General features: G+C 64.1%; 22 protein-coding genes and 1 pseudogene. 13 read left to right on the top strand and 10 right to left on the bottom strand.

The window, feature by feature from the left end:
* Positions 1-100 precede the first annotated feature (100 nt).
* Positions 101-1,786 (bottom strand): methyl-accepting chemotaxis protein, encoded by a 1,686-nt coding sequence (locus tag OC450_RS00300; protein ID WP_262046962.1) that lies wholly within the window; start codon positions 1,784-1,786, stop codon positions 101-103.
* Between the two features lie 251 nt (positions 1,787-2,037).
* Between OC450_RS00300 and OC450_RS00295 the strand changes: the two genes are divergently transcribed.
* The 7 genes and pseudogenes from OC450_RS00295 (at position 2,038) to OC450_RS00265 (ending at position 9,529) form a co-directional block, all read left to right on the top strand.
* Complete coding sequence (locus OC450_RS00295; protein ID WP_211382282.1) at positions 2,038-3,081, top strand: C-terminal binding protein; 1,044 nt, start codon at positions 2,038-2,040, stop codon at positions 3,079-3,081.
* An 87-nt stretch (positions 3,082-3,168) separates the two neighbouring features.
* Positions 3,169-4,512: an ABC transporter substrate-binding protein gene (locus tag OC450_RS00290; protein ID WP_256805718.1), complete on the top strand. Its 1,344-nt coding sequence runs from the start codon at positions 3,169-3,171 to the stop codon at positions 4,510-4,512.
* Positions 4,513-4,647: 135 nt separating this feature from the next.
* On the top strand, positions 4,648-5,604 hold the full coding sequence (locus OC450_RS00285; RefSeq protein ID WP_256805717.1) for a carbohydrate ABC transporter permease: 957 nt from the start codon (positions 4,648-4,650) through the stop codon (positions 5,602-5,604).
* A 49-nt stretch (positions 5,605-5,653) separates the two neighbouring features.
* On the top strand, positions 5,654-6,496 hold the full coding sequence (locus OC450_RS00280) for a carbohydrate ABC transporter permease (RefSeq protein WP_306235220.1): 843 nt from the start codon (positions 5,654-5,656) through the stop codon (positions 6,494-6,496).
* Positions 6,497-6,845: 349 nt separating this feature from the next.
* Positions 6,846-6,965, top strand: a pseudogene (locus OC450_RS00275) (carbohydrate ABC transporter permease); the annotation flags it as partial.
* A gap of 127 nt (positions 6,966-7,092) precedes the next feature.
* On the top strand, positions 7,093-8,064 hold the full coding sequence (locus OC450_RS00270; protein ID WP_211382278.1) for an MBL fold metallo-hydrolase: 972 nt from the start codon (positions 7,093-7,095) through the stop codon (positions 8,062-8,064).
* Positions 8,065-8,173: 109 nt separating this feature from the next.
* Entirely contained in the window at positions 8,174-9,529 is a 1,356-nt protein-coding gene (locus OC450_RS00265) for an esterase-like activity of phytase family protein (RefSeq protein WP_262046961.1), read from the top strand.
* Between the two features lie 57 nt (positions 9,530-9,586).
* Here the strand turns inward: OC450_RS00265 and OC450_RS00260 are convergent, their stop codons facing one another.
* Both OC450_RS00260 and OC450_RS00255 read right to left on the bottom strand, forming a co-directional pair.
* Entirely contained in the window at positions 9,587-11,266 is a 1,680-nt protein-coding gene (locus OC450_RS00260; RefSeq protein ID WP_262046960.1) for a mucoidy inhibitor MuiA family protein, read from the bottom strand.
* Between the two features lie 171 nt (positions 11,267-11,437).
* Positions 11,438-12,058 carry a response regulator transcription factor gene (locus OC450_RS00255; protein ID WP_262046959.1) on the bottom strand — a complete coding sequence of 207 codons (621 nt, stop codon included), beginning with the start codon at positions 12,056-12,058 and terminating at the stop codon, positions 11,438-11,440.
* 205 nt (positions 12,059-12,263) lie between these two features.
* Between OC450_RS00255 and OC450_RS00250 the strand changes: the two genes are divergently transcribed.
* Positions 12,264-13,301, top strand: a complete 1,038-nt coding sequence (locus OC450_RS00250; protein ID WP_211382274.1) for an AraC family transcriptional regulator — start codon at positions 12,264-12,266, stop codon at positions 13,299-13,301.
* A 2-nt stretch (positions 13,302-13,303) separates the two neighbouring features.
* On the opposite strand, the gene OC450_RS00245 is transcribed toward OC450_RS00250, so the two are convergent.
* Complete coding sequence (locus tag OC450_RS00245) at positions 13,304-14,515, bottom strand: NnrS family protein (RefSeq protein ID WP_262046958.1); 1,212 nt, start codon at positions 14,513-14,515, stop codon at positions 13,304-13,306.
* A gap of 128 nt (positions 14,516-14,643) precedes the next feature.
* Here OC450_RS00245 and OC450_RS00240 point away from each other — a divergent pair, with 128 nt between their 5' ends.
* Entirely contained in the window at positions 14,644-15,354 is a 711-nt protein-coding gene (locus OC450_RS00240; protein ID WP_262046957.1) for a Crp/Fnr family transcriptional regulator, read from the top strand.
* A 111-nt stretch (positions 15,355-15,465) separates the two neighbouring features.
* On the opposite strand, the gene OC450_RS00235 is transcribed toward OC450_RS00240, so the two are convergent.
* Together OC450_RS00235 and hemN are read right to left on the bottom strand one after the other, a co-directional pair.
* Positions 15,466-15,663: a DUF1858 domain-containing protein gene (locus OC450_RS00235; RefSeq protein WP_211382271.1), complete on the bottom strand. Its 198-nt coding sequence runs from the start codon at positions 15,661-15,663 to the stop codon at positions 15,466-15,468.
* A gap of 75 nt (positions 15,664-15,738) precedes the next feature.
* Positions 15,739-17,091 (bottom strand): oxygen-independent coproporphyrinogen III oxidase, encoded by a 1,353-nt coding sequence (hemN, locus tag OC450_RS00230; protein ID WP_262046956.1) that lies wholly within the window; start codon positions 17,089-17,091, stop codon positions 15,739-15,741.
* Between the two features lie 193 nt (positions 17,092-17,284).
* Here hemN and OC450_RS00225 point away from each other — a divergent pair, with 193 nt between their 5' ends.
* The 3 genes from OC450_RS00225 to OC450_RS00215 all read left to right on the top strand — a co-directional run bounded on the left by OC450_RS00225 (position 17,285) and on the right by OC450_RS00215 (position 19,756).
* Complete coding sequence (locus tag OC450_RS00225; RefSeq protein WP_211382269.1) at positions 17,285-17,491, top strand: hypothetical protein; 207 nt, start codon at positions 17,285-17,287, stop codon at positions 17,489-17,491.
* 234 nt (positions 17,492-17,725) lie between these two features.
* Positions 17,726-18,823, top strand: a complete 1,098-nt coding sequence (nirK, locus tag OC450_RS00220) for a copper-containing nitrite reductase (protein ID WP_211382268.1) — start codon at positions 17,726-17,728, stop codon at positions 18,821-18,823.
* A gap of 54 nt (positions 18,824-18,877) precedes the next feature.
* A complete protein-coding gene (locus OC450_RS00215; protein WP_262046955.1) occupies positions 18,878-19,756 on the top strand; it encodes a formylglycine-generating enzyme family protein in 879 nt (292 codons plus the stop codon).
* Between the two features lie 132 nt (positions 19,757-19,888).
* Here OC450_RS00215 and OC450_RS00210 read toward each other — a convergent pair whose 3' ends face one another.
* From OC450_RS00210 to OC450_RS00200, 3 genes are all read right to left on the bottom strand, one after another.
* Complete coding sequence (locus tag OC450_RS00210) at positions 19,889-21,082, bottom strand: hypothetical protein (RefSeq protein ID WP_262046954.1); 1,194 nt, start codon at positions 21,080-21,082, stop codon at positions 19,889-19,891.
* A 366-nt stretch (positions 21,083-21,448) separates the two neighbouring features.
* On the bottom strand, positions 21,449-22,099 hold the full coding sequence (locus tag OC450_RS00205) for a CoA transferase subunit B (protein WP_256805711.1): 651 nt from the start codon (positions 22,097-22,099) through the stop codon (positions 21,449-21,451).
* Between the two features lie 15 nt (positions 22,100-22,114).
* The gene (locus tag OC450_RS00200) at positions 22,115-22,822 is read right to left on the bottom strand and encodes a CoA transferase subunit A (protein ID WP_211382264.1); all 708 of its coding nucleotides are present in this window, start codon (positions 22,820-22,822) and stop codon (positions 22,115-22,117) included.
* A 271-nt stretch (positions 22,823-23,093) separates the two neighbouring features.
* Between OC450_RS00200 and OC450_RS00195 the strand changes: the two genes are divergently transcribed.
* Complete coding sequence (locus OC450_RS00195) at positions 23,094-25,022, top strand: AsmA family protein (RefSeq protein WP_262047224.1); 1,929 nt, start codon at positions 23,094-23,096, stop codon at positions 25,020-25,022.
* Between the two features lie 76 nt (positions 25,023-25,098).
* On the opposite strand, the gene dctA is transcribed toward OC450_RS00195, so the two are convergent.
* Positions 25,099-26,484 carry a C4-dicarboxylate transporter DctA gene (gene dctA, locus OC450_RS00190; RefSeq protein ID WP_262046953.1) on the bottom strand — a complete coding sequence of 462 codons (1,386 nt, stop codon included), beginning with the start codon at positions 26,482-26,484 and terminating at the stop codon, positions 25,099-25,101.
* Positions 26,485-26,520: the final 36 nt, after the last annotated feature.

The raw sequence follows: 26,520 nt of genomic DNA, 5'->3' as shown, positions 1-26,520 counted from the left end.
GCAAAGCGAAGCGTGCCCACCGGCATTTCAACGAACCGAAAAGAAAAGGTGGGCACGGCGCTTGCGCGCCTTTGCCCACCCTGCGAATTCATCGCGAGATTTAAGCCGCGCGCACCTTGGCGAGGAAGCCGTCGACGGCGCTGCGCAGCGCGCCGGACTGGCTGTCCAGCTCGCGGGCGTTGGTGAGCACGTCGGTGGCCGCCGTGCCGGTCGCTTCCGCGGCCGAGGTGACGCTGCCGATATTGGCGTTGATCTCGTTCGATCCCGCCGCGACCGACTGGATGTTGCGGGCGATCTCGCGGGTTGCCTCGCCCTGCTGCTCGATGGACGAGGAAATGCCGGCGGTGATCTCGCTCATCTCGGCGATGGTCTGGGTGATGCCGGCAATGGCCGCGACGGCATCGCTGGTCGAAGTCTGCATTGCCGCAACCTGAGCGGAGATTTCCTCGGTCGCCTTCGCGGTCTGGTTGGCGAGCGCCTTGACCTCGGAGGCGACGACGGCGAAGCCGCGGCCGGATTCGCCGGCACGCGCCGCCTCGATGGTGGCGTTGAGCGCGAGCAGATTGGTCTGCGCCGCGATCGAATGGATCAGCTTGACCACCTCGCCGATCTTCTCGGCGCCGGTGGAGAGTTCCTGCACCGTGGCGTTGGTGCGCTCGGCATCGTTGACCGCGCGGCTCGCCACTTCGGTCGAGCGCGTGACCTGGCGGGAGATTTCCGCAACCGAGCTCGACAGCTCTTCGGCGGCGGCGGCAACCGTGCCGACATTGCCGGAGGCCTTCTGCGAGGCGGCACCGACGGTGGCGGCGCGCGACGAGGCGTCGCTCGCGGTCGCGGTCATCGACTGCGCCGTGCTCTGCATGCCAGCCGCGGCCGAGGAGACCGAGCGGACGATGCCGTTGACGCTGCGTTCGAAGTCGCTGGCGATACCTTCCATGGCACTGCGACGTTCCGCCGCGGCACGCTCCTTGGCATCGGCCTCGGTCTTCTCGATTTCGCGGATACGGACCGCGTTGTCCTTGAAGATCTGGACGGTCGAAGCCATCGCGCCGACCTCGTCGCCACGGCCGACACCGGGGATGTCGCCTTCGAGCTTGCCGTCGGCGAGATCCTTCATGCGGGCACCGAGCAGCACCAGCGGACGGCTGATGCTGCGGCCGATCAGCCAGGCAACACTTCCGGCGACGATGACGATACCGAGCAAGGCGAGGCCGAGCAGCCAGAACACCGGGCCCATCTTGGCGTCGATGTCGTCGAGATAGGCGCCGGTGCCGAGATACATGTCGAAGCCGGGGACTGCGACCGCGTAGCCGAGCTTGCGAATCGGCTTCTCCTGACCGGGCTTCACATATTCATAATACAGCAGGATCGAACCATTGGCCTTGACGCCGTCCATCAGTTCGGTCGACAGCTTTCGACCATTGGTCACGACATCCATGCGGTTGGTGCCGATCTGCTTCGGATCGGGCGCGAGCTGGGTGATGCCGTCATAGGACGTGCCGAACAGATAGCCCGAGCCGTTGTCGTAGGTCATCGCGTTGCCGTAACGGCGAAGTTCGGCCAAGGCCGCATCCTTCGTCAGTTCGCCGGCGTCGACCCGCTTCCTGAGGGCGGCGGCGTAGTTCCGTCCCATCTCCACGATCGCCTTGGCTTGATCGATACGCGCGTTCACCATCTCCTGCTTCATCAGGTATCCGGCGAGGACCCCGGAAATGCAGAGACCGAACAAGGTGACGCCGACCAGAATGCCGAGCTTGGGGGCGATCTTCAGATTGCTCAATTTCACGGGATAGCTCCGGCAAATAATGGGATGGGGCACGCGACCAGATCGGTAGAAATCGAATCAACTTTTAGTGCGAGAGGCCTTAGCAAGTTACTTACGTACCTCCGTAGAAGCCCGGAAAACGCAAGGACAACGGGAAATTTATCCTCGTTCGGACAACCGGGAATTGTACGCAAGGGCATCGATTTCGCGTAAAAGACGCAAAGGCCCGTGCGAACGCGGGTCACAACAAGAAACCGGATCGGGAGCAGGACATGCCGAAATACAGGGTGGTGACGCCGAAGGGCGCGAGTTTCACGGTCGCCGGCAGCGACTATTCCTACGAGCGCGAGGCGCTCGATCCGATCGATGCCGAGATCGTCGAGGCGCCCGCCAACGAGGCCGAATTCATCGCCGCCGCGAAGAATGCTGACGCGATCTACGCCAAGGGCATCCCGATCACCAAGACCATCATCGACGCGCTGGAGGGCTGCAAGGTGATCACGCTCGGCTCGGTCGGCGTCGACAGCGTCGACGTGAAGGCGGCCACCGCCCGCGGCATTCCCGTCACCAACATCCCCGACACCTTCATCGAGGAGGTCGCCGACCATGCCATGATGCTGCTGCTCGCTGGATTCCGCCGCCTGGTCGAGCAGGACAAGATGGTGCGCAGCGGCCGCTGGGCCGAGGGACGGCCGGCGCTCCTGAAGGTCCCGCGGCTGATGGGTCAGACGCTGGGCTTCATCTCGTTCGGCCGCGTCGCGCGTGCCGTTGCGAAGCGCGCCGCTCCGTTCGGCCTGCGCATGATGGCCTACGATCCCTTCATCCAGGAAACGCTGATGTACGACCACGGCGTCATCCCGGCGACGCTGAACGAGGTGCTGTCGCAATCCGACTTCGTGTCGATGCACGCCCCAGCCCGGCCCGAGGTGCATCACATGCTGACCGAGAAGCATTTCCGGCAGATGAAGAAGGGCTCGGTCTTCGTCAACACCGGCCGCGGCGCCACGGTGGACGAGGAAAGCCTGATCAAAGCGCTGCAGGAGGGCTGGATCGCCCATGCCGCCCTCGATGTGCTGGAGAAGGAACCGCCCTCGCACAACAACCCCCTCCTCAGCATGGAGAACGTGACCCTGACCGCCCATGTCGCCTCAGCCTCGGCACGGTTTGACGAGGCGCGCAAGCGCCGGGTGGGCTACGAATTGTCACTGGTGCTTCAGGGCATGTGGCCGGTAAGCTGCGTCAATCCGTCGGTGCTGCAAGACACCGCGCTCCGCCGCTGGCAACCCGTCAGCATGGACCGCGGGCCGAACAGCTAAGGCGGCCGGCGCAAAGAGCGTCGAGGACCATCAAGGCCCTTCACCGGCGATCAACGCCGGGAAGGGAGACATAACAGGGAGGATCTGATGAGGAACGACATCACACGTCGTGATGCCTTGGCGCTGGGCCTGTCCGCTGCGGCCATCGCGGCAACCGGTGCTCCGGCGAACGCCCAATCCGCGATCAAGGCCGCGGACGTCCCCGCGCCGAAACTGCCGATCGAAAAGGGCGCAACCTTGAGCATGCTGCGGCCGGTACGCTTCGTCCAGGCCGACGAGGACGTGTTCCGCGCCAATGCGGCCAAGTTCACCAAGGAAACCGGCGTCGAGGTCAAGGTCGACTTCGTCGGCTGGGAAGACATCAACCAGCAGACCGCGGTGACCGCCAATTCCGGCGCCGGCCCCGACATCATCATCGGCTTCTCCGATGCGCCGCACATCTATATCGACAAGCTGATCGAACTGACCGACGTGGCCGACTATGTCGGGAAGCGTTACGGCGGCTGGCTGCCCCTGGCGCAGCGCTACGGGAAGAAGAACAAGAGCGACGCCTGGATCGGACTGCCGTTCGGCGCCACCGCAGGCCCCCTGATCTACCGGAAGTCGATTTTGAAATCGGTCGGCTTCGACAAGGTGCCGGAAGACCATGCCGGCATCCTCGACCTGTGCCAGAAGCTCCAGAAGGCCGGCAAGCCGGCGGGCTTCGCGCTCGGCAACGCCAAGGGCGACGGCAACGGCTTCGCGAGCTGGGCGCTGTGGTCGCACAACGGCGCCTTGCTCAACGAAGCGGGCGACGTCGTCATCAACAGCAAGGAGACGATTGCGGCGCTGAACTGGGTCAAGCAGCTCTACCCGACCTTCATCGCGGGTACGACGTCGTGGAACGACGTCAGCAACAACCGCGCCTATGCCGCGCAGGAGATCGCGCTGACCGCCAACGGCGTCTCGCTGTACTTCTCGCTGAAGAACGATCCGGCGACCAAGGCGATTGCCGAGGACAGCGAGCATCAACTGCTGCCGAAGGGCGTGGCCAAGGTCTCGCCGATGGCGGGCCTGACGCTGAACGCCATGGTGTTCAAGCACAGCAAGTACCCCAATGCCGCCAAGGCCTTCCTGCAATACATGCTGGAAAAGGACCAGTACGAGCCGTGGCTCAATGCCAATTCCGGCTACTGGTCGCAGCCGCTGGCCGCCTATGCCGAGGCCGCCGTGTGGTCGCAGGATCCCAAGGTGGCGCTGTTCAAGGACACAATGAAGAGCACATACTATGACGGTTACGCGGGACCGATATCGACGGCGACCGGCGCCGTCAGCGCCGACTACGTGCTGATTCAGATGTTCGCGTCCGTCGCGACCGGCGCTGCGACGCCGGAAGCCGCGGCCGCGGAAGCCGAGCAGCGCAGCAAACGGTACTTCCGGCGGCAGAAGTAACCGAAGCAACGGCCGTCATTGCGAGGAGCGAAGCGACGAAGCAATCCAGACTGCAACTGCGGAGACAGACTGGATTGCTTCGCTTCGCTCGTAATGACGGCGTGGTGACTTTCGCAGACAGGACAATAAAAACCGATGTCCGTGACCACACTTCCCCCTCTCGCCCTGGCACACCGGCAGCCGTCCTGGCTGGTCCGCCTGTTCGACTACAAGCCGTTCCTGGTCGTGATGTGTCTCGCGCCCGCGATCGGGCTGCTCGCGGTGTTCCTGACGTATCCGCTCGGCCTCGGCATCTGGCTTGCCTTCACCGACACCACGATCGGACGAAAGGGCGTTTTCGTCGGCTTCGAGAACTTCCAGTACCTGCTCACCGATTCCCTGTGGTGGAACGCGGTGTTCTACAGCGTGGTCTACACGGGCATCGCGACATTCGGGAAGTTCGCGCTCGGCTTCTGGCTGGCGCTGCTGCTCAACAACCATTTTCCGTTCAAGAGCCTGCTGCGCGCGATCATCCTGCTACCCTGGATCGTGCCGACGGTGCTGTCGGCGCTGGCGTTCTGGTGGATCTACGATCCCCAGTTCTCGATCATCTCCTATCTGCTGGTCGACGTGCTGCATGTGCGCAGCACCAATATCGACTTCCTCGGCTCGCCCTGGCCGGCGCGCTTCTCGCTGATCGCCGCCAATATCTGGCGCGGCATTCCCTTCGTCGCGATCTCGCTGCTGGCGGGCCTGCAGACCATCTCGCCCTCGCTCTATGAGGCGGCGATGCTCGACGGCGCCAGCGCCTGGCAGCGCTTCCGCTACATCACCTTCCCGATGATGATGCCGATCCTCGCGATCGTCATGACCTTCTCGATCATCTTCACGTTCACCGATTTCCAGCTCGTCTACGCCATCACCCGCGGCGGCCCCGGCAACTCGACCCATCTGCTGGCCACGCTGGCCTTCCAGCGCGGCATTGCCGGCGGCGAGCTCGGCGAAGGTGCCGCCATCGCCGTGTCGATGATCCCGTTCCTGGTGTTCGCGACGCTGTTCTCCTATTTCGGCCTGGCGCGCCGCAAATGGCAGCAGGGAGAGAGCAATGACTGATACCGTCGCCCAACCGTCCGTCGCCGACGCCAAGGCGGCGCCGGACACGATGGCCTGGGATTCCGGGCTGCGGCGGCTGATGATGATCTACCTGCCGCTCGGCTGCTTCGTGCTGATCCTCTTGTTTCCGTTCTACTGGATGGCGATCACGTCGTTCAAGCCGAACGCGGAGCTGATGAACTACAAGGAGCACAATCCGTTCTGGATCACCTCGCCGACGCTGGCGCACATCAAGCACCTTTTGTTCGACACCGCCTATCCGCGCTGGCTGTGGACGACGATGCTGGTCGCGGTCGGCTCGACCACGCTGTCGCTGATCGCGAGCACGCTGGCCGCCTATGCGATCGAGCGCCTGCGCTTCCGCGGCAGCCCCTATGTCGGCCTCGGCATTTACCTTGCCTATCTCGTGCCGCCGTCGATCCTGTTCATCCCGCTCGCGACCGTCGTGGTGCAGTTCGGCCTGTTCGACTCACCGATGGCGCTGATCCTGGTTTATCCGACCTTCCTGGTGCCGTTCTGCACCTGGCTGCTGATCGGCTATTTCAAGTCGATTCCCTACGAGCTCGAGGAATGCGCGCTGGTCGACGGCGCCACAAGGCTCCAGATCCTGCGCCGGATCACGCTGCCGCTCGCGGTGCCCGGGCTGATCTCGGCCGGCATCTTCTCCTTCACGCTGTCCTGGAACGAGTTCATCTACGCGCTCGCCTTCATCCAGAGCGGCGCCAACAAGACCGTGCCGGTCGCGATCCTGACCGAGCTCGTCACCGGCGACGTCTACCAATGGGGTGCGCTGATGGCGGGCTCGCTGCTCGGCTCGCTGCCCGTTGCGATCTTCTATTCGCTGTTCGTGGATTACTACGTGTCCTCGCTGACTGGCGCGGTGAAGGAGTAGCCAAGCTCCGGGAACGCGTTCAACGGCACCGCCCGAAACACGTCTGGCGCGATTCGCGCCGTCCTTACACGCGCCTGCCTCATGCATAAGCTCCAGGCCATTGCACATTGTTTTCTGGAGCATTTGACATGAAGACATTGGCTTTGATTGTCGTTGCGACTCTGTTCGTCATCCCTGCCACATCCAGCGTGCAGGCCCAGACTGGCAGCTCAAGCGCAACCAAACAGAATAGCAAGCAACCACAGACCAAAAAGCTGCCCCGGTGCAGCCGCGCAATGCAGATGGCCGGCAAGCCGTGTTACGGCGGATAACGCTCGACAGGTGATGCGAGGCCCCGGGCACTGCGCCCGTCTATCAATGGGGTGCGCTGATGGCAGGATCGCTGCTCGGCTCGCTGCCGGTTGCGATCTTCCAGTCGCGGCTCGTGGACTACGACGTGTCGTCGCTGACCGGCGCTGTGAAGGAGTAGCGGGCCACCGCACGGAAACTGATCGTGCAATCCTGATAGACTGCTGTCCGCCTTGGTCGCATTTTGCCGCACCATCGGCAGGGCGACCGTGGTGCCATCGAGACTCGCCCCGGAAAGCGAGATTCGCATGGGATCGCCAAATCTCCATTCAATGTCGCGACGCGGATTTTGCTTCTGTTGCGTCGGCGCCGCTGCGTTCGCCGCCACAGGCGGATGGCTCAGCCCCCGACAGGCCTACGCCGAGGCCCGCGGCCTCGTCAGCCTGATCAAGGACAGCGCGGCGACGTCACCGATCAAAACTTACAAGCTGCGCAACAACATCAGCGTGCTCGAAGGATCCGGCGGCAACATCGCCGTGCTCACGGGACCTGACGGCAAGCTTCTGGTCGACGGTGGCATCGGCGTCTCGCGCCCGCAGCTCAGCAAGGCACTAGCCGAGCTTGGCAACGAGCCGATCGCGCATCTCATCAACACGCACTGGCATTTCGACCACGCCGACGGCAATGAATGGCTGAGCGCCGCGGGCGCGAAGATCATTGCGCACGAAAATACCCGCAAGCATCTCTCCAGCATTCAGCGGGTCGAAGACTGGGATTACAATTTCCTGCCTCTCGCGACGAAGGCAGTCCCGACGGAGGTCTTCGCCAAGGAGCATCATCTCAAGATCAACGGCGCATCCATCGCGCTGAAATATAACGGTCCGGCTCATACCGATGGCGACATCTCAGTCGTATTTGCTGAGGCGAACATTCTTCACGCCGGTGACACCTACTGGAACAGCATCTACCCCTTCATCGACCATTCGACTGGCGGCAGCATCGGCGGCATGATCGCGGCCTGCGACGCCAATCTGGCGGCCGCCAACAACGACACCATCATCATTACCGGTCACGGCAAGCCCGTAAGCAACAAGGCCGAGCTGCAGGAATTCCGCGACATGCTGGCCGCTATCAGGGACAATGTCGGCAATCTCAAGAAGCAGGGAAGGACACGCGACGAGACGGTCGCCGCCAAGCCGACAGAAGCGTTCGACGCGAGGTGGGGACAATTTCTGATCGACCCCGGTTTCTTCACCAGACTGGTCTACGAGACCGCGTGAGGCGCAGCGCGCGGTAAAGGAATAGCATAACCCTGCGGCGTTTCGCCCGGCATCACAAAACTGCAATGTGCGGTCCGCATAAGACGGCCTCCGATAACAGGAGACGCTCATGCGCGCGACTTTTCTTGGCACCGTCGCAACGATCATTCTCACCGCGAGCGCCGCGCTCGCGCAGAGCGAAGGCGAATTTCCCGCCAAGCTCGCCGGCCACGTGGTGATGCTGGCCGCCACGTTCATCGACGCGCCGGCCGACGCCCCCGCCGATCTCAAGACCTCCGGCAAATACACCACCGGCAAGCGCGTCGATGCGCTCGGCACGGTGATGGGCAAGTCCGCGGAGCGTCCGACCGGCGTGTCGCTGCCGTTCAAGGGCCAGCCGCTCCAGGGCCATTCCGGCATCAAGCATATGCCCGACGGCAGCTTCTGGGTGATCACGGACAACGGCATGGGCGCGCGCGCCAACTCGCCGGATTCGATGCTGTACCTCAACCGCTACAAGATGGATTGGGCGAGCGACAAGATCGAGCGACTGGAAACCGTGTTCCTGCACGATCCCGACAGACGCGTGCCGTTCCGCATCGTGCACGAGGACACGCAGACGCGCTACCTCACCGGCTCGGACTTCGACACCGAAGGTTTCCAGATCATCGGCGACACCTTCTGGATCGGCGACGAGTTCGGCCCCTACATCCTGAAGGCCGACAAGACCGGCAAGATCCTCGGGCTGTTCGAGACCGTGGCCGACGGCAAGCCGGTGCGCTCACCCGACAACTGGGCGGTGGCAACGCCCGGCGCACCGGGCGCGACCTACACCAACGTCAACCTCCGACGCTCCAAGGGCTATGAGGGCTTTGCCTCGTACAAGGACGGCAAGTTCCTCTACGGCCTGCTCGAAGGCCCGCTGTGGGACGCCGACAAGAAGGACTGGGAAAAGGTCGACGGCAAGGAAGCCTCCCGCATCCTCGAATTCGACGTCGCCTCCGAAAAATTCACCGGCCGCTACTGGCAGTACGTGTTCGAGCAGAACGGCAACGCCATCGGCGACTTCAACATGATCGATCAGGCCTCAGGCCTCGTCATCGAGCGCGACAATGGCGAAGGCACGGCCGACAAGGCCTGCCCGCAAGGCACCCGCGGCGAGAACTGCTTCCCCGACGTCGCCAAGTTCAAGCGCGTCTACAAGATCGAGCTCTCGGACGCCAATGTCGGCAAACCCGTGCGCGAGGTCGGCTATATCGACCTGATCAAGATCCAGGACCCCGACAAGAAGGCGCGCAAAGCCCTCAATGACGGCGTCTACACCTTCCCGTTCTTCACCATCGAGAACGTCGATCGCGTCGACGAGACCCATATCATCGTCGGCAACGACAACAATCTGCCGTTCTCGTCCAGCCGCGATCCCAACAAGGCCGACGACAACGAGTTCATGCTGCTCGAAGTCGCGGACTTCCTGAAGGCGAAGTAATCGATTGCTATCGCCCACCTCTCCCCGTCCTTGCGGGGGGAGGTGGGCGTGCCGTCATTAACCCGCCGGCACGATCACCATGCTCTTGTCCTTCGGCCAGCGGATGCGCCAGGCGAAATTGATGTCGCGGGCCTCGCCGGGCTTGGCGTCGAACGACCATTCCAGCACGCCGCGCCGGTCGCGGATGTTGCTCGTGGTCGGCGGGGTGGTCGCGGGCAGCATCTCGACGACGATGTCCTCGTTCTCGCTCACCGGCAACTGATCCTCGATTGCGACCTTGATCGGGAAGTCGTGACCGTTGCGGATCGTCGTCTTGAACGAACGCTCGTCGGTCTTCGACGTCGTGACCAGGAGGCCGGCCGAACCCTCGTTGCGCTTGAGGACCGCGCGCTCGATCTTGACCTTGTCGTCGGCGCCGAAGCCGAGCCGCACGATGTCGTCCTTGGCCGAGGCCGAGAGCTTGCCGCGGCCGACGAAGATTCCGTCGCGATAGATTGCGACCTTGCCCGGCAACAGCGTCGTGTCGTCGGTCTGCTTGAAGCTGGCTTCGAGGAAGGCGGTGGGGTCCATCACCGGTGCCGCACGCACCATGAGATCGGCCGGCACGTTCGTCGAAGCGATGCGCAGGCTCTTGGCGCCCTCGGCGGCGCCGAGGCTGACACGTCCGGGAACTTTGAATGTCGCCTGGAAGCCGCCGATCTCGGCAACCGCCTGCTGCTCGTCGGCGCGCTCGCGGATATCGTCGGCCGCCTTGGCCGCGAAAGATTCCACCTTTCGCTGCAGCATTGGCGCCGCCGCAGGCATTGCGGTATCAGAGACCGACCCCAGCGCCCGCGGCTTCGGCACCTGCGGATACTGCGCAACCAGCGAGTTCAGCTCCGGCGCGCTGCCGCCGCGGCCGATGCGGACCGTGGAAACGCCGAGCGTGACGTTCGACCAGTCCTCGCCGGTCGACTGCGTCACCTCGGCGCGCCGAACCAGCTCGAGCTGCGGCTTGCGGTCCTTGGCGCCGGTGTCGAGCCGGGCGTCGTAGAGCGGCATCCAGCGGGCATTGCGCACCGCGTAGGTTACCCGCAGCGTTGCCTTGGTCGCTGCTGTCGAGGCGACGTCGATCCGCACCTCGAGCTTGCTTGGCGGCTTGGCGGAGCGCTCGGCGTCCAACTGCGCGATCTGGCGATCGATCTCGCGCTGCTTTCGCGTGGCGTCACGGATCGCAGTGTCGGCGGTCGCGATCTCCTCACCGACTGCGCCGAACGCCGCCCGCCATTCGGTGATCGGACGGGCCTCGCCTTTCTCGCCGAGGCCAACAGGGGACACTTCGGCAAAGCGCTGGGCGAATTTGCGCCGCGCGACCGCCGCATCGATTGCTCCCTGCAAATCGGCGCGCTCGTCCTTGAGCGTTTCGATGCGCTTGTCGAGTTCGGAGAGGTTGACCGGCGGCGCGGCACGGGGCGGCCGCGCATCGATCGTGCCGATGGTCAGCTTGGCGCCCGCCTCGCCCTCGACACGAAGGGAGGACGGATCGAGCGAGAGCGGAAAATCCTTGGCGACCAGCGTTGAGTCACCGGAGGCGAGGTCCAGCGCGATGATGCGGGTGACGGTGGCGCCGTCGGGATAGACGGTGACGGTGTCGATGGCCGATGTGGCGTCCACATCGGCGGCCCATGACGGCAACGCGACCGCATTGGTCACCAGGACCAGGCTCGTCGTCGCCAGATATTTCGCGATGGTGCGCATGAAATTCCTCCCTGCCGGTATCGCTGCGCCGCCAGCCGGACGCGCGAAAAGATGCCTCGCCATCGTGGTGAGACGCGGCAGGGAAGGAACTGGTTCGATTGGGGTTTCCGTGGGGCGCCGCTGCGGCGGCACCATGGCCCCGGAACGCATCGTCGTTCCGCGGCCAACCCTTCAGGCCTGTGTGGGCGAACCCTGGCCGAAGATGCGGCGGAGCAGATCGGTTACGTTCCTGGCGCCGGCCTTCTTCAGGATGCCGGCGCGGTAGCCCTCGACCGTCCGTGCGCTGAGATGCATGCGCCGGGCGATCTCCTTGTTGGTCAGGCCGGCCGCGAGATGTTCGAGCACGTCGCCTTCACGCGAGGTCAGGGGCTCGCAGCCGGGCAGCCAGCGCTGCCGGTTCGAGCCGGGCTGCGCGAACTCGTCGATGGCGGCGTCGATCCGGCCGACGATGTCATGGGTGCGGAACGGCTTCTCGATGAAGTCGGCCGCGCCGCGCTTGATGGCGTCGACCGCCATGGCGATGCTGCCGTTCGCCGACGTCACCAGCACCGGCGCCATGCAGTTTTCCTCGCGCAGGCGCTTGAGCACGTCGAGGCCGGAGCGATCGGGCGGCAGTTCCAGGAGAACGCAGGCCGGCATCCGCGCCTTGGCTTCCGAGAGCAGAGACGCACCGTCGGCAAAGCAGATCACGTCATAGGCGCTCTGTTGGAGCGCGTTTGAAAGTTGTTCGCGGGAGGCGGCGTCGGTGTCGATGACGAATACCTCACCCTTGGAAACCATGTTCCCCGGCATAATCCCGATCCAATAATGTGTTGGTCAAATGGCCCGAGACGGCCGCGGGCCCCATCGCCCTTTCGTGCCGTCGTGAGCACGGGCATTCCCGCCAGTGCTTCGGTTTCCGATATGTATGTTCCGCCCTGTTCCCGGATTTGACGGATCGGGACAGAAACTTTACATTTCGGGACATCTGCGGGAATGGCTGACCGGAACGGTTCGCATGGCCGACCTCATTCGCAGCGCAGGTTTGAGCTATTACCCGGAGGTCGCCCGGTCGGTCGGACTCGACCCGAAGCAGATGATGCGCAAGGTCAGGCTGCCGCTGGCCTGCCTCGACAAGCCCGATACGCCTATCGCTGTCACAGGTCTCCGACGCCTGCTTGAATTGTCGGCAGAGGCGTCCGGGGCCGAAGATTTCGGCTTGCGGCTTGCCGAGCGCGGCGGACTGACCAATTTCGGCGCGGTCGGTTTGATCGTGCGCGAACAGGCGACCGTCGGCGAAGCCATCGAGGCGTTCTCGCGCTTCATCCATGTCCATCACGAGGGCATGAAGCTCGACGTCATCAGGGACAAGCAGACCGTGACCGTCACGCTGCATCTGCGCGGCCGGCAGCCGACCGCACCACGCCAGTCGATCGACATGGCGCTCGGCAGCGTCCACCGCATCATCCAGTCGCTGTTCGGCAGCGATTGGCGGCCTCAGGAAGTGCATCTGCATTATCCCCCGCCGCACGACCGCAAGCGCTACCGCGAGTTCTACGGCTGCCGTGTGATCTTCAACGCGGAGGACGATTCGATCCTGCTGTCGGCACACGACATGGAGCGCCGGATCCCGAGCGCGCATCCGCTGATCGCTAGCTATCTGCGCAAACGCATCGAGGCGATCGAAACCCGGCCGGCAAGCTGGGAGGAGAAGGTCGACGAGGTCGTGCGCATCCTGCTCGCGAGCGGTGACTGCACGGTCGAACGTGTTGCCGAGCACCTCGCCTGCACCCGCCGCACCATCCACCGACACCTTGCCGAAGCCGGCACCAGTTTCTCCGCGATCCTCGACGCGCAGCGAGCCGATCTGGTGATCCAGCTGATCGAAGACCCCGACCGGCCGCTGGCGGATGTCGCCGGACAGCTTGGCTTCTCCGCACAGAGCGCGATGGCCCGCTGGTTTCGCGGCCATTTCGGTTGCACCATCACCGAATGGCGGCGTGGCGTGCGGCCGCTGCCGAAGCCGGACAAGGTGCCCTCGGCGAGCGCGGCTTAGGATCAGCGTGCCGGAGCGGGCACGCCGATGACCGCGAGCGCGCGCCGGCGACTGCCGGCGAGCAGCGGGCCGAACGCGATGGCAAAGCCGAGGAACGCGACGATCCAGCCGCAGGCGGCAATGTGCAGCAGCGCATCGCTGTGCGCCGGCAACACCACCGCAGCGACACGCGCCAGCGCCGCCACAACGATCGCAAGGTAGATGCCCTGGGTCGCCGGCGATGCCGTCAGCGCCTGCCCGGTATGGCCGAGGCTCGCGCGCGTCATCACCGCGAGCGTCATGGTCCCAGCCGCGCCCGCCATCCAGGCATGAATCCCCGCGCTCGGCGGCAACGCGCCGAAGGCAGCCGAGGCGTGCAGCAGGAAACCGATCGGCACGAAGACATAGCCGACATGCAGGATCAGGAGCAGCCGCTCGCGGGTGGTGCGGTCGCCAGCCCAGCGCGCAAGCCGCACCAGATGCAACACACCGACGAACGCCATCACGATACCGGTGACGGCATTCAGCGGCGCCACGATCCATGCGATGAGCGCGAGCGCGCTGCACCCGATCACTGCGCCGTCAAGACGTCCGAACGGCACCGGCAGGCGGCCGGGATTGAACTTGACCAGCCAGTTGCGGGTGAAGCTCGGGATGATGCGGCCGCCGATCAGCGAGATCAGCAGCACGACCACGCCGATGCCGACGCGGATGCTGACATCGGCGGCGCCCTCGAAGTGGGCTTCGAGATGAAAGGCGACATTTCCGGTCAGCAGCACGAGCACCAGCACCACCACGGGCAAATTGCGCCAGTTGCCGCCGGCGACGATCTCGCGCGTTGCGGCCGCGACAACCAGCGTCAGGAAGGCGGCATCGACGACAAGCGCAAACGCCCAGCCGACATCGGCGGACAAGGTCACCGCAGCGCGGCCGGCGAGCCAGACCGCCAGCAACGCGCCCAGCGAGGTGCCCTGGATCGGCAGCCGCCCGGTCCAGTTCGGGATCGCCGTGAACAGAAACCCGGTGATCACCGCCGGCAGGAAGCCGTAGAGCATCTCGTGGACATGCCAGTCGCGCGGCGCGAGGGCGGATGTCACCGACAGTTCGCCATAGAACATCGGCAGCCAGACCAGGATCGACAGCCCGGCCTGGATCGTGCCGAGCAGGAAAAAGGGCCGAAAGCTGTTCGCAAACAGCGGCCAGCCCTCGAAGGTGCGGGATCGGGCGCCAGCCATGGGACTACTCCTGTGAATTAGGATCGTTGCACGGAAAAATACTGCCGCCCGCCCGGCCCGTTTTGCGCTATCGCAAACTGCCAGGCGATTGCAGGTGCCATCACACTCCCGAGTGCCAAGGAGGCAGAATGGCCAAGGTCGACGCATCGCTGGTTGCGCATTTGCCGCTGTTCGGGGGCGTCAAGCCGGAGGACCTCGAGGAGATCCTGCGCGAGGCCCGCTCGGCGCGCTATTCCAGGAACAGCGCCGTTTTCGAGCAGGGCGCGGACGCGCAATCCTTCTTCCTGCTGCTGCACGGCCATGTCCGCGCGGCCAAGACCACGCCGACCGGCGAGCAGATCGTGGTCCGCTATGTCGCGCCGGGCGAAACGTTCGGTCTCGCGATGGCGATCGGAGCTGCGCGCTATCCGGCCACTGCGATCGCGGTCGATGACAGCGTGGTGCTGATCTGGCCGACTTCCGCCTGGCCGCGGCTGGTCGAGCGGTTTCCCTCGCTCGCCGCCAACACGCTTCAGACCGTCGGCGCGCGGCTCCAGGAGAGCCACACCCGAATCCTGGAAATGTCGACCCAGCAGGTCGAGCAGCGCGTCGCGCATGCGCTGCTGCGGCTCGCCAAGCAGTCCGGCAAAAAACTCGACCATGGCATCGAGATCGACTTCCCGATCAGCCGCCAGGACATCGCACAGATGACCGGCACCACGCTGCACACCGTCAGCCGCATCCTGAGCGGCTGGGAACAGCAGGGCCTGGTCGAGAGCGGCCGTCAGCGCATCATCCTGCGCGATCCGCATGGGATCGTAGTTCTGGCGGAGCGAAACCCCGACAGCGGCGCGGCCTGAGAGCAGCGCCGGGACGTCTCCCTGAAGCTCGGGGTAAGAGGCGCTCCGCTTGCGGCGAAGCTATCCCTCACCCGGGAATCCGCGCGCGACCCGCGCGAATTCCAAGCCGCTTCACGCCGGCACGCAGTCACACAGCGCAGCGAGGAATTTGTCGCGGTCGATGCCATGCTCGCGGCAGGCGTCATCCACCGTGTGGAACGTTGCGATTGGACAGCCGACACAAGCCATCCTGAAGGCGAGAAACACGCGGATCGTGTGCGGCGCCGTGCGCATGATGTCATCGACCAGATCGTCGGAATCAAAAGGCATGGACAACTCCGTTCTGGACCGACGATAGCGGAGCGGGCCGGAGTTTCTTTGTCGAGGCGCAAGCTGGCGCGAGAACTACACCGCCCTGCTATGCAACTGCTTTCCCGGATCCAGGTGCGCGTCGAACGCGGCCGCGACGCTGCGGACCAGGAAGCGCGAATCCTTTGCGACTGCGATGCGGTCGCCGTCCAGCCTCACGACACCGTCAGAAATCAGCGGCTTCAGCCGGGACGCCGATTTCAGCATCGCCCCTGCCTCTGCACCATGGCGCGCACAGATGTCGCCGAGATCGGCGCTGAACTCGCACATGATGCGTTCGATGATGTCGGCACGCAGCCGGTCGTCGTCGGTGAGCCCATAACCCTTGGCGGTGGCGAGGCGGCCGGCGGCAATGCTCTGCGCATAGGCGCCGATCTGCACCTCGTTCTGGACATAGCCCTGCGGCAGATGTCCGATCGCGCTCGCGCCGAAACCAAGCAGAACCTCGCCCCTGTCGGTGGTATAGCCCTGGAAATTGCGCCGCAGCGTCCGTTCCTCGAACGCCACGGCCATGGCGTCGCCGGGCCGCGCGAAATGATCGAGACCGATCTGGATGTAGCCGGCCTCCTTCAACGCGTTGGCGATCGCGCAGGCCTGGTCGTGGCGGGCAAGGCCGTCGGGCAGCACGGCCTCGTTGATCAGGCGCTGGTGCTTCTTGAAATCAGGCACGTGCGCGTAGCCGAACACCGAGAAGCGATCGGGCGCGAGCGCCAGGCTGCGCCGGACGGTATCCAGGCACGAGGCGACGGATTGATGGGGCAGCCCGTAGATCAGGTCGAAATTGAGTCCCTCGATCCCGGCGCTCCTGAGCATGTCGACGACGCAGGCCGTCTGCTCGAAGCTCTGCACGCGGTTGATCGCACGTTGCACGACCGGATCGAAGCTCTGCACGCCAAGGCTCGCGCGATTGACGCCGGAGAGCCGCATGGCCTCGACCATGCCGGCGGTCAATGTACGGGGATCGACCTCGACCGCGATCTCGGCCGAAGGCAGCACGAAGAAAGCCTGGCGCATCGCCGCCATCAGTTCGGCAAAGGCCTCCGGCGCCGTGATCGTCGGCGTGCCGCCGCCGAAATGGATGTGCTCGACCCTGATGCGGCGACCAATGGTCTCTGCGACCTGCGCGATCTCGCTGCGCAACGTCCGCTGATAGGCCGCAATGAACTCGTCGCGGCGGACGATCTGGGTGTGGCAGCCGCAATACCAGCACATTTCGCGGCAGAACGGCACGTGCAGATAAAGCGATGCGCTGGCTCCCGCCGGGAGTCTGGCGAGCCACTCTGCATAAGTCTGCGGACCGACCGCGGTCGAAAAGTGCGGTGCGGTCGGATAGCTCGTGTAGCGCGGCAGACGTTCCTCGCCGTAGCTTGCTGCGAGATCAGTCCTCATGTCCTGCCCATTCGTAAATTCATGCCGCGCAGTGGCGCGGCAAATGCCGATGGCACTGGATTACCCGTTTTCGGACCGGGCACCTTGCGCTCGCTCAAAGTCGGAGCGTCGGATCGGAGCCATGGTGGCGTCCAATCACGTTCCCTGGCCACAAGCCACTACCTGGATATAAGCCATTCTTTGGAGACAAGCCTTGGCGCCGTTCGTGCTCGATCTCGTTCTCTGGCTCACCGGCGTTCGCGGCCGCATTCCGCGTTTCGACGATTACCAGCCCGTGCCCGCAACGCCCGCCGCCGGCGCTGGTCATATCGTCCGGATCCTGACGATTACGGCTGCGGTCCTTACCGCATTGTCACTCGCGGTCTGGGGCCTGGTCTGGATTGCGATCCAGCTTTACTAATCGACGGCCATGCATTCACGATCGTGCGCATCTGAACATGCGAACGATTTGCTGCCGGCGCGGCCGACGTCGCGCGAGGCGTCCGTCGCATTGCCGATGAGATCTTCGGCAAATGTCTTTGGGACTTTACCGGAGGCGAATCCGGCCAAAGCTTGTCGCAGCGCAAACACCCTTGCCGCAACAGGCGCACACTGCATCCGTCATCAAAACCCTTTCACATGAAGGATGCTTCCGATGTTCACCCGCAGAGCCGCATTGATCAGCGCCGCCGTGACCGCGCTGATGTTGGCGACCCCCGCTTTGGCCGCCGATGATCTCAAACTGCCACGTCAGAAAGTCGAGCTGGTCGCGCCGCCCTTCGTCCACGCGCACGAGCAGGCGACCAAGCAAGGTCCCAAGATCGTGGAGTTCAAGCTCACGATCGAGGAGAAGAAGGTCGTCATCGACGAGAAAGGCACCACCTTCCAGGCGATGACCTTCAACGGCTCGATGCCGGGACCGCTGATGGTGGTACACGAGGGCGACTACGTCGAAACGACGCTGGTCAATCCCGCGACCAACACCATGCCGCACAACATCGACTTCCATTCCGCGACCGGTGCGCTCGGCGGCGGCGCGCTCACCCTGATCAATCCCGGCGAGCAGGTCGTGCTGCGCTGGAAGGCGACCAAGACCGGCGTGTTCGTCTATCACTGCGCACCCGGCGGCCCGATGATCCCCTGGCACGTCGTCTCCGGCATGAACGGTGCCGTGATGGTGCTGCCGCGCGACGGATTGAACGACGGCAAGGGTCACGCGCTGAAATACGACAAGGTCTACTACATCGGCGAGCAGGACATGTACGTACCGCGTGACGAGAAAGGCAATTTCAAGTCCTACGACTCGCCGGGCGAAGCCTTCACCGACACCGAAGAGGTCATGAAGAAACTGATCCCCTCCCATGTCGTGTTCAACGGCAAGGCCGGCGCGCTCACCGGCAAGAATGCGCTCACCGCCAATGTCGGCGAGAACGTGCTGATCGTGCATTCGCAGGCCAATCGCGACAGCCGCCCGCATCTGATCGGCGGCCATGGCGACTATGTCTGGGAGACCGGCAAATTCGGCAATGCACCCGAAGTCGGACTCGAGACCTGGTTCATCCGCGGCGGCTCGGCGGGAGCTGCGATGTACAAGTTCATGCAGCCCGGCATCTACGCCTATGTCACGCACAATCTGATCGAGGCCGCCGACCTCGGCGCCACCGCGCACTTCAAGGTGGAAGGCAAGTGGAACGACGATCTGATGACCCAGGTGAAGGCGCCTGTGGAAATACCGGCTCCGAACACCAACTAAGCGCGACAAGGGGCCGGTGGATCACCGGCCCCTTTTTCCTTTCGGGGGACGACCATGCTGATCGCATTCAAGCTGAAACTGGTACTGGCCTGCGCTGCCGGACTTGCAGGGCCGATCGCGGTGGCGCCGCTGGTCTCGGACATGGCGGTCCGCGGCACGGCGGCGGAGCCCGTCATCGTCAGGGTCGCGCCGGGCGGCCTGTCCTATCGCGAGGCCGGCGATTTCACGCGTGCCGGGCGGCAGGCGGAAGCGCCGCTGCGCGCGATGCGCTTCGAGCGACCGCTTCACATCATGCGACATCAGGTCTCGTCATCCGACTATCAGATGTGCGTGCATGATGGCGCCTGCCGCGTGCTCGATCGCGGCGTGGCGATCGCCCCCGATCGGCCCGCGGTGCAGGTGAACTGGCACGATGCCGAGGCCTATGCGGGCTGGCTGTCGCGCAAGACCGGGCACCACTACCGCCTGCCGAGCGACGCAGAATGGGCCTTTGCGGCGGGAGCCCGGTTCAAGGACGACGGCGTGACCGTCGACGCGGACGATCCCTCGAAACGCTGGATCAGCCGCTATGAGCGCGAATCCGAGAGCGATCCGTTCGACACCACGGCCTATCCGTTCGGCAAGTTCGGCCCGAACGAGCACGGCATCGAAGATCTCGCCGGCAATGTCTGGGAGTGGACCTCGACCTGCTTCGTGCGCTCGCGCGTCGACGAGGCCGGCAATGCCGGCCGCCCGACCGTGAACTGCGGCGTGCGCGTCGCCGAAGGCGCGCACCGCGCCTACGTCACCGATTTCATCCGCGACGCCCGCGCCGGCGGCTGCGCACAAGGCGTGCCACCCGCCAATCTCGGCTTCCGCCTAGTCCGCGAAGAGCCGTCGTGGGTCGCGAGCGTGTCGGCGCGATGGAGCAAGGCGTGGGCGGCGAGGTCGTAAGGGCCAACTGGTTGCGACGGACATCCAGGATGCTGGAGCATGATCCGGAAAAGCGCGAAGAGACTTTCGAAAAGGTCACGCTCAAACAATACCCTGAAGCGCGATGACGATTCATCTCCGTCTCATCGCGCTTTAGAACAATATCCCGATCAGCTTCTTCAAAATCTCTTCCAACGACATCATGGTGAGCACCAGCGGCGCTAACGGCGCGACCGTTACGGCCGCGAGCTGGAGGATCGCTTCCTTGGAAAAAGGCATGATGCGCATCGTCCGCACGATCTCGTAGCTGTTGCCGAGATCGGCGAGCGACTGGATGTCGGCGCTGCCGATCAGGGGTTCCTCGGCAGGCGCGCCATCGCGCAGCCACTTTTCATCGAACTCCCGTACGTAACGTTCTGCGAGCGAGCCATACTCGCGTTTTCCGATGCGCTTCACCCGAGCGAGCTGCGGTGAGAACACGAGGAAGGGACCAAGGATCAAGCATATGAGAAAGACAACCAGGACAACGATTTCAAGCATGAAAGAAGGCAGCGTAGCTCCCAGGTGGTAGATGCGATTGCCGAGCAATCCCGCCAGCAATGCGCCGTGCGCAACGAGGAGCGGGACAAACGCATAGACCGTCTCGGATAGAAACCCCAAGCCGCCGACACGATCGGGATGCGTGGGCACCAAGCTCAAACGAATGCGCGAGACCTGCCAGAGAAAGCGCATCCATATGAATATTCGAAAATACCAGCGGCACAGCAGGAATTGGAAGATCGGCAAGCTGACGTAGCCGTACCAGATTCCTGCAAACGAGAGCGTAGAGCCAGCGGCGACGGGGCTCGCATACCATGTCGGTGCATCGAGCGTGAAATAGTGACGCCAAATGATCATGACGCCGGCGATGTACACAACTCCGAGAAGCAATACCTCGGCGAGCGCTGAGTTTCGCAATCGAAACTCCGAAGCAATGACGGCCTTGAATTGCCCAATGGCGTGCTCGGGAATCAGATTTCGCTCCAGAAATTCGACGACCAGAAATCGCATGCGGTGATGCACGATAAGCTCGGCGACGACCAAAAGAGGCATTGCCACCAGGAACCGAGTATAGACTTCGAAGTCCAGCAAGAATGGCACGCTCACGCTGCTACCGAACGCCTTGCCGTCCAACGCCGAAAGGATCAAGAGCGGCAGCCAAGCCGACAACGAGAACACGACGATGCGCTGGCGCACCAGCGTCATCGCGTCGTCGGACAGATGTGCCCGACGCAGAAGCTGAAAGAGCGGGCCGCCCAGGACGAGTGAGAACTCGCCAAAATCCGGCAACACACGATCGCGGCGCATCAATTCTGGCTCACTCAGGAAGTCTGCTGAGGAAAATTATGCTGACCGCGCCATATGCGATTGATCTAGCTCAACAGCTCAGGCCCTGATGCCATCCTGACGTGCGAGAAGGGGGAGCAATGTCGGCGGCTCCCGTCCATCATTGCGAGCGACCTGCCCGCGCGGCGACATTCATGAGATGTGCCACCAGGGCCCGGTACGGGCGACAGCGATCTGCGCGATGACGTCGCGGCACTGCGCATCGGGCCAGCCGAGGGCAATGTCGAACCAGCCGCGCCGCGTTGGTCCGCGTTACGCGGACAGAATTGCGGAGACGATGAAACCGGCGTCGTCGGGACGCGCAGACCGTATCGTCATGCGAAGACCTTAGGTGTTCTTCAGCGCGACGCGGAATTCGGCTTCGGTCTTGGACTTGACCTCGTCGAGCGTGACGCCCTCGGCCAGCTCGATCAGCGCCATGCCGCCGTCACCGTGCTTGTCGATGGTGAAGACGGCCAGGTCGGTCACGACCATGTCGACCACGCGCTCGCCGGTCAGCGGCAGATTGCACTGCTTCAGCAGCTTGGCGCCGTCCTTGGCCGAATGCTCCATCACCACGACGACGCGCTTGACGCCGGCGACGAGATCCATCGCGCCGCCCATGCCCTTGACCATCTTGCCGGGGATCATCCAGTTGGCGAGATCGCCGTTCTGGGCCACCTGCATGGCGCCGAGGATCGACAGATCCATGTGGCCGCCGCGGATCATGCCGAAGGAATCCGCGCTCGAGAAATACGAGGTCGACGGCAGCTCGCTCACGGTCTGCTTGCCGGCGTTGATGAGGTCGGCGTCCTCTTCGCCCTCATAGGGGAACGGGCCCATGCCGAGCATGCCGTTCTCGCTCTGGAGGCTGACGTCCATGCCGTCCGGGATGTAGTTCGAGACCAGCGTCGGGATGCCGATGCCGAGATTGACGTAGTAGCCGTCACGCAGTTCCTTCGCGGCGCGCGCGGCCATCTGTTCACGGGTCCAGGCCATCTTACTCTCCTGATCTCAAGCTGCCGTGCGCGGGCGGGTGTTGCGGAATTCGATGCGCTTCTTGGCCGTGCCGACCTCGACGATGCGCTTTACGAAAAGACCGGGCGTGTGAATGTGGTCGGGATCGAGTTCACCCGCCGGAACAAGGTGCTCGACCTCGGCGACCGTGACCTTGGCGGCGGTCGCCATCATCGGGTTAAAGTTGCGCGCGGTCTTGCGGTAGATCAGGTTGCCGGCGGTATCGCCCTTCCAGGCGTGCACGATGGCGAGATCGGCGAACAGGCCGCGCTCCATCAGGTACTTCTGCCCGTCGAATTCCTTCACTTCCTTGCCCTCGGCGATCAGCGTGCCGACGCCGGTCTTGGTGTAGAAGGCCGGAATGCCGGCACCGCCGGCGCGGATGCGCTCGGCCAGCGTGCCCTGCGGGTTGAATTCGAGTTCCAGCTCGCCGGCGAGGAATTGCTGGGCAAACAGCTTGTTCTCGCCGACATAGGACGAGATCATCTTCTTGATCTGCCGGGTTTCCAGCAGGCGGCTGAGCCCGATGCCGTCCACGCCGGCATTGTTGGAGACCACCGTCAGGCCCTTGACGCCGGACTCGCGGATCGCGTCCGACAATTCCTCGGCGATGCCGCAGAGGCCGAAGCCGCCCGACATGATCATCATGTTGTCTTTCAGAACGCCCGCGAGAGCCGACTTGGCGTCGGGATAGACCTTGTTCATGCAAATAACCTTCGAGTGAACCTTCGGCTTGCAGGCGTCGCGCCTTATTGGCGGCGATTATTAGGCGAAATCGTCCGAAGCCGTCAATGATACGGGGTTCTCCGCCCGGCAGGCGAGTGATAGAAGCTGCCCACGCCGTGGGCAGAACCGCCCGCGGCCTTGAAAGCGACAAGAAAACCCATCAAGTTGCGGGGGTTGGGCGTGGGCGCGCAGGTTTCCCGGCCCGCCCTCCGGCTCCAGCGACCAACCCGATCAGGACACGCCATTGACCATGGCCCAAGGAATGAAGCGCCTCGGGACGCCGATCGCGGCGCTGCTCGGCCTCGCGCTGATCGCCCTGATCGCGACCTCCTGGCTCATCAACCGCGACGCGCTGCGCAAGGCGGTGGAAACGCAGATCCGCGACGTCACCGGGCTCGAGCTCAATGTCGCGGGCGCCATCGACATTTCGTTGCTGCCGGCAAGCTACATCTCCTTCCATGACGTCGGCCTGAAGGGCGGCGGCACCAGCGATCCCGCCCTCCATGTCGACGTGCTCACCGCGAACCTGCGGCTGCTGCCGCTGCTGCTGCAAAGGTTCGAGATCGCCGACCTGACGCTGCTGCGGCCGCGCATCCATGTCAGCCTGCAGCCGGACGGCGAGAGCAACTGGACGCCCTTCATCCAGACCATCGCGCGCACCATGAAGCCCGGCGCCGAGAACCAGGTGTCGTTCTCCGAGATCCGGATCCAGGACGGCGTGCTCAACTACGAGGACGCCGCCACCCACGGCACCGAGAAGTTCGAGGACATCGACCTGTCGCTGGCCTGGCCCTCGATCTCGCGCTCCTTCGCCGCGACCGGACAGTTCGACTGGCGCGGCGAACGGGTCGACGGCTCGATCAGCTTCGCCGATTTCGTCGCCGCCCTCTCCGGCGACCGCTCCGGCCTGAAGGCGCGGATCGCCAGTGCCCCGCTCAAGCTCGCCTTCGACGGCAGCGTCGCCAACCGCACCAGCCCGATGATGGAAGGCACGCTCACCATCGACAGCCCGTCCTTGCGCAATGCGCTGCGCTGGACCGGCCAGCCGCAACCCGGCAGCGGCGGTTTCGGCCGCTTCGCGCTGAAGGCGCGCGCCAATGTCGTGGGCGCCTCGATCGCGCTCACCAACGTCAATGTCGAGCTCGACGGCAACACCGCCGAGGGCGTGATGACCTACGCCAATAACGGCCGGCAGACGCTGCAGGCGACGCTCGCCGCCGACGCACTCGACTTCACACCTTATATTTCCACCTTCCGCCTGCTCGCGAGCGGGGCGCGGGACTGGAACAGGCAGCTGTTCGATCTCAACGCCCTGTCGACCACCGACCTCGACATGCGCCTGTCGGCAGCAAAGCTGACGGTCGGGCCGACCAAGCTCGGCCGCACGGCGATCGGCGCCAATTTGCGCAACGGCACACTGGCGCTCTCGGTCGGCGAGGCCCAGGTCTATGGCGGCATCGCCAAGGGCTCGTTCGGCATCGCGCGCTCCGACACCGTCGCCGACATCAAGGCGCAATTCCAGTTCACCGACGTCGACCTCCAGGCCTGCGCCTCCGAGCTGTTCGGCCTCAACAAGCTGTCCGGCCGCGGCAACATCAACGTCTCCCTCGTTGCCTCCGGCTCGAGCCCGTTCGGCCTCGTGCAGTCGCTCGACGGCAGCGCCACCGTGACCGGGCATGACGGCGCGATCTCGGGCTTCAACGCCGAACAGCTCCTGAAGCGGCTGGAGCGGCGGCCGCTGTCCGGCGGCGGCAATTTCCGCAACGGCTCGACCCCTTACGACAGCCTCACCATCGCGGTGAAATTCTCCGACGGGGTCGCCACCGCCGAGGACATCCGCGTCGAGGGACCTGCGGCGAAGATCACGATGACCGGCACCGCCTCGGTGCCGACGCGCGAATACGACATGAAGGGCGTGGCCAGCCTCAACAGCGCCTCGGGCTTCGAATTGCCCTTCGTGGTGCAGGGCCCCTGGGACGATCCCCTGATCTTCCCAGATCCGGAAAGCCTGATCCGCCGCTCGCCTGCCTCCGCACCCCTGCTCGACATGCTCAAGGACCGCAAGGGGGGCAACGCCGTGCGCTCCGCGATCGAGCGCATCACCGGTACCGGCAAGCGTCCCGCCCCGGCAGACTCGCCGACGGCGGAGAACGCCAAGGAAGGCGCCAAATCCAACTAGGCTGATAGACATCACTTAGTCAGATTCTTGATAGCTTGCGCTGAATACTGCGGCCGATTTCATCCCAAGGGTGGAGTTAAGCGGCCGATTGCGTCGTCGAAATCCAGGTTTCGTCCCCCTGCACCACTGCTGCCCCGCCGATCTTCGATCCGGCCGCAGCGTTGGAAGTGCCGCTGCGTCCCAGTTCACGGGCCAACACCTCGCGGTCACAAGCGTCCTCCCACAGCGAAACGGTGATGGCTGCGACGCAGTTGCTGATCATGCTGGTCAGCGCCCGCGCCTCCGACATGAAACGATCGATGCCGACAAGCAGCGCCACGCCGGTCACGGGCAGATCCGGCATGACGGAAAGCGTTGCGACAAGCGCGACGAAGCCGCTGCCGGTGACGCCGGCCGCGCCTTTGGACGTCAGCAGCATCAGCCCGAGCATCGCCGCAATCTGCCCCCACGAGAGGTGAATGTCGCAGGCCTGCGCGATGAAGATGGAAGCCAGCGTGAGATAGATGGCGCTGCCGTCCAAATTGAAGGAGTAGCCCATCGGCAGCACGAGCCCCGACACGCCTTTCCGGCATCCGAGCTGCTCCAGCTTGCGCAGCGCCCCAGGCAGCGCCGGCTCCGACGATGACGTGCCGAGCACGATCAGCAGTTCTTCCCTGAAGTAGCGAATGGTCTTCCACAGGCTGAAGCCGTTCAGCCGAGCCAGAGTACCGAGCACGACGACCACGAAGACGGAGCAGGCGACATAGAATGTCAGGATCAGCAGTCCTAGCGAGCCGATCGAACGGACGCCGTAGCGGCCCACGGTGAACGCCATCGCTCCAAAGGCACCGAGCGGGGCGAGCTTCATGATGAAGCCGAAGGATACAAACAGCACCTGTGAGAACGAGTCGACTGCCTTTGTCACCACAACACCCCCATCACCGGCACGGCTCAGGCCGAAGGCGATCAGGATCGAGACCAGCAGAACCGGCAGCACTTCGCCATCGGCAAACGCTCCAAAGAAGGAATGCGGGATGATGTGCAGCACGAAGTCCGCGAATCCGGTCGCACCTGCCTGCTTGGTGAATTTCGCGGCCACCGAGGGATCCAGCGTGCTGACAGAAACATGCATGCCAACGCCTGGCTGGATCAGCGATACGGCGATCAGGCCGGCCAGCAGTGCGAGCACGGTCAGCAGGTAAAACAGCGCCATGGATTTCACCAGCGTGCGACCGATCTCCCGGGAATCGCTGATGCTGTTGATGCCGCTGACGATGGTGCAGAACACGATCGGCGCGATCATCATCTTGACCAGCTTGACGAAGCCGTCTCCGAAGGGCTTCAGCGCGGCGCCAAATTCAGGCCAGAGGTGGCCGGTGAGGACGCCCAGCATGAGACCGATTAGCACCTGGACGTAGAGAATCCGGTAGAACGGTTTTCGCGGCTCGCTGTTCGCGGGCCCGGCCAGCGCTTGCTTCTGCATTCTCGTTTCTCCCATGGCTCTGATTTTTTTGACGGC

It is taken from the genome of Bradyrhizobium sp. Bra78, from assembly GCF_024519855.1.
GTDB lineage: Bacteria > Pseudomonadota > Alphaproteobacteria > Rhizobiales > Xanthobacteraceae > Bradyrhizobium > Bradyrhizobium japonicum_G.
Note: the sequence above shows the minus strand (reverse complement) of the source record. Positions and strands in the feature narration are given on the sequence as shown.

Coding starts and splice junctions, on each gene's coding strand:
- OC450_RS00295 (WP_211382282.1), top strand. CDS start 2,038: ATGCCGAAATACAGGGTGGTGACGCCGAAGGGCGCGAGTTTCACGGTC.
- OC450_RS00290 (WP_256805718.1), top strand. CDS start 3,169: ATGAGGAACGACATCACACGTCGTGATGCCTTGGCGCTGGGCCTGTCC.
- OC450_RS00285 (WP_256805717.1), top strand. CDS start 4,648: ATGTCCGTGACCACACTTCCCCCTCTCGCCCTGGCACACCGGCAGCCG.
- OC450_RS00280 (WP_306235220.1), top strand. CDS start 5,654: ATGGCCTGGGATTCCGGGCTGCGGCGGCTGATGATGATCTACCTGCCG.
- OC450_RS00270 (WP_211382278.1), top strand. CDS start 7,093: ATGGGATCGCCAAATCTCCATTCAATGTCGCGACGCGGATTTTGCTTC.
- OC450_RS00265 (WP_262046961.1), top strand. CDS start 8,174: ATGCGCGCGACTTTTCTTGGCACCGTCGCAACGATCATTCTCACCGCG.
- OC450_RS00260 (WP_262046960.1), bottom strand. CDS start 11,266: ATGCGCACCATCGCGAAATATCTGGCGACGACGAGCCTGGTCCTGGTG.
- OC450_RS00255 (WP_262046959.1), bottom strand. CDS start 12,058: ATGCCGGGGAACATGGTTTCCAAGGGTGAGGTATTCGTCATCGACACC.
- OC450_RS00250 (WP_211382274.1), top strand. CDS start 12,264: ATGGCCGACCTCATTCGCAGCGCAGGTTTGAGCTATTACCCGGAGGTC.
- OC450_RS00245 (WP_262046958.1), bottom strand. CDS start 14,515: ATGGCTGGCGCCCGATCCCGCACCTTCGAGGGCTGGCCGCTGTTTGCG.
- OC450_RS00240 (WP_262046957.1), top strand. CDS start 14,644: ATGGCCAAGGTCGACGCATCGCTGGTTGCGCATTTGCCGCTGTTCGGG.
- OC450_RS00235 (WP_211382271.1), bottom strand. CDS start 15,663: ATGCCTTTTGATTCCGACGATCTGGTCGATGACATCATGCGCACGGCG.
- hemN (WP_262046956.1), bottom strand. CDS start 17,091: ATGAGGACTGATCTCGCAGCAAGCTACGGCGAGGAACGTCTGCCGCGC.
- nirK (WP_211382268.1), top strand. CDS start 17,726: ATGTTCACCCGCAGAGCCGCATTGATCAGCGCCGCCGTGACCGCGCTG.
- OC450_RS00215 (WP_262046955.1), top strand. CDS start 18,878: ATGCTGATCGCATTCAAGCTGAAACTGGTACTGGCCTGCGCTGCCGGA.
- OC450_RS00210 (WP_262046954.1), bottom strand. CDS start 21,082: ATGCGCCGCGATCGTGTGTTGCCGGATTTTGGCGAGTTCTCACTCGTC.
- OC450_RS00205 (WP_256805711.1), bottom strand. CDS start 22,099: ATGGCCTGGACCCGTGAACAGATGGCCGCGCGCGCCGCGAAGGAACTG.
- OC450_RS00200 (WP_211382264.1), bottom strand. CDS start 22,822: ATGAACAAGGTCTATCCCGACGCCAAGTCGGCTCTCGCGGGCGTTCTG.
- OC450_RS00195 (WP_262047224.1), top strand. CDS start 23,094: ATGGCCCAAGGAATGAAGCGCCTCGGGACGCCGATCGCGGCGCTGCTC.
- dctA (WP_262046953.1), bottom strand. CDS start 26,484: ATGCAGAAGCAAGCGCTGGCCGGGCCCGCGAACAGCGAGCCGCGAAAA.